The 1,995-nt window shown below is 55.6% G+C and carries 1 protein-coding gene; it reads right to left on the bottom strand.

Annotated elements, in window-relative coordinates; translation table 11 throughout:
* Nucleotides 1-134: 134 nt before the first annotated feature.
* Nucleotides 135-1,829, bottom strand: coding sequence for a phospho-sugar mutase (locus tag ACQRAJ_RS08690; RefSeq protein ID WP_427719879.1), 1,695 nt, complete (start codon nucleotides 1,827-1,829; stop codon nucleotides 135-137).
* Nucleotides 1,830-1,995 lie beyond the last annotated feature (166 nt).

Here is a 1,995-nt window from a genome sequence, read left to right as displayed (position 1 = left end):
GCGGGGCGGGAATCTGGTTGCACACAACTCCTACACAGTTTGGGATTCTCAGCTGTATTTACCGGTAATAGAGAGGGGACCTCGTTTCCGAGATCCCCTTTTTCGTCTATCTATAGAAATAGGCTTTCAAAACCTTAGGCCAACAGCTTGCGACCTGACTCCTCAATCGCGTCAAGTGCTGCATCAGCCTCGGCGGCATCCGCGCCCTTAGCGAAGATGTACAGCTTGATCTTGGGCTCGGTGCCGGAAGGACGGACAATACCCTTGTTGCCACCCTCAAGATCGAACTCAATGACATTAGCCTTCGGCAGGCCGTTCACGCACGTGTTGTAATCCACAACGGCCTCAATCTTGGAGCCTGCGAGCTCCGCGGGCGGGTTCTCGCGCAGACCCGCCATAATGCCGGCCATCTTTGCCGCACCCTCAGCGCCCGGATAGCTCAGCGAAATCGTCTTGTTGTGATAGTAGCCATACTTCTCGTACAGCTCGTGCATCGCATCGGCCAGGTTCTTGCCCTGGAGCTTGTAATACTGCGCCATCTGGCAAATCAGAAGCGAAGTGCTCACGGCGTCCTTGTCGCGCACGTGGTCGCCGGCCAGATAACCGTAGCTCTCCTCGAAACCGAAGATAAATCGATCGACTTCACCAGCATCGGAAAGCGAGGTAATGATGTCACCGATGTACTTGAAGCCCGTCAGGCAGCGACGGAGCTCAAAGCCATACTCCTCGGCCAGGGCATCGACCATGGCGGAAGAAACAATGGTAGTAACCGCGACCTTCTTGGTGAGATCCTCGCCGCGGGCGGCACGGGTCTTGCAGATATAGTCGAGCAGCAGAACGCCCATCTCATTGCCGGTCAGCAGCAGATAGTCATCACCATTCTTAACAGCAACGCCAACACGGTCGGCGTCAGGATCGGTTGCAAGCAGCAGATCGGGGTGAACCTGCTCGCACAGGTCGATTCCCTTCTGCATGGCCTGACGGATCTCGGGGTTAGGATACGGGCAGGTCGGGAAATCGCCGTTCGGGTCCTTCTGCTCGGGAACAACCGTGACATCGGTGATGCCGGCGCGCTCGAGCACCGTCGTGACGGGAATGAGGCCAGTGCCGTTGAGCGGAGTGTAGACGAGCTTAAGCGGAGCGCCAGCGATCTCCTCGGCAGAAAGGTTGGTCACGCCGCGCGCGAGAACGGCGTCGTAATAACGCTCGAGGCACGAGTCATCGATCCATTTGACCAGACCCTGCTCAAGAGCCTCATCGAAGTCCATGGACTTCACGCCAGTGAACGTATCGGTCTCGGCGATAGCCTTAGAAATTGCATCGGCGGCCTCGCTAGTGATCTGGCAGCCGTCGGGGCCATAGGCCTTATAGCCGTTATACGGCGCCGGATTATGACTAGCGGTCATGCAAATGCCACCGGAGCACTCAAGATCGCGGACAGCCCAAGATAGCGTAGGCACCGGGGAAATCTTAGGATACACAAGGGCGGTGACACCATTTGCCGCAAGAATAGCAGCAGTCGTCTTGACGAACAATTCGCCCTTATTGCGGCTATCGCGAGCAATGGCAACCGTCGGATGCTCAAAAGTCGCATTGAGATAGTCGGCGAAGCCCTGCGTTGCACGGCCGACCGTATAGATATTCATACGGTTAGTGCCAGCACCGATCGTGCCGCGAAGGCCGGCGGTGCCGAAGGCAAGATCCTGGAAGAAGGCATCGGTGATGGCATCCTCGTCACCCTGCTCCTTCATCGTGTTGAGCTCGGTCAGCAGCTCATCATCCTTGACATTGGCAATCCAAGTATCAAGCAGCTCGTGAACATCTGCCATGTGCGTCCTTCCTTCATAAGCAATAAAACGGCCCGCCTAAAACAGGTCAAGCGCAGTATCACGCTTAAGTAGATAGTAATCCATTGAGTGCGTGAGACTGTCAAGAGAACGGTGAACGTCTGAATAAGACGGCAGATGATATCGTTGTAAAAAATGTCATTTAGTT

It is taken from the genome of Collinsella sp. SGI.184, from assembly GCF_050313415.1.
Classification (GTDB): Bacteria; Actinomycetota; Coriobacteriia; order Coriobacteriales; family Coriobacteriaceae; genus Collinsella.
The sequence above is the reverse complement of the archived record's forward strand: the minus strand, read 5'-3'. Positions and strand labels throughout refer to the sequence as shown.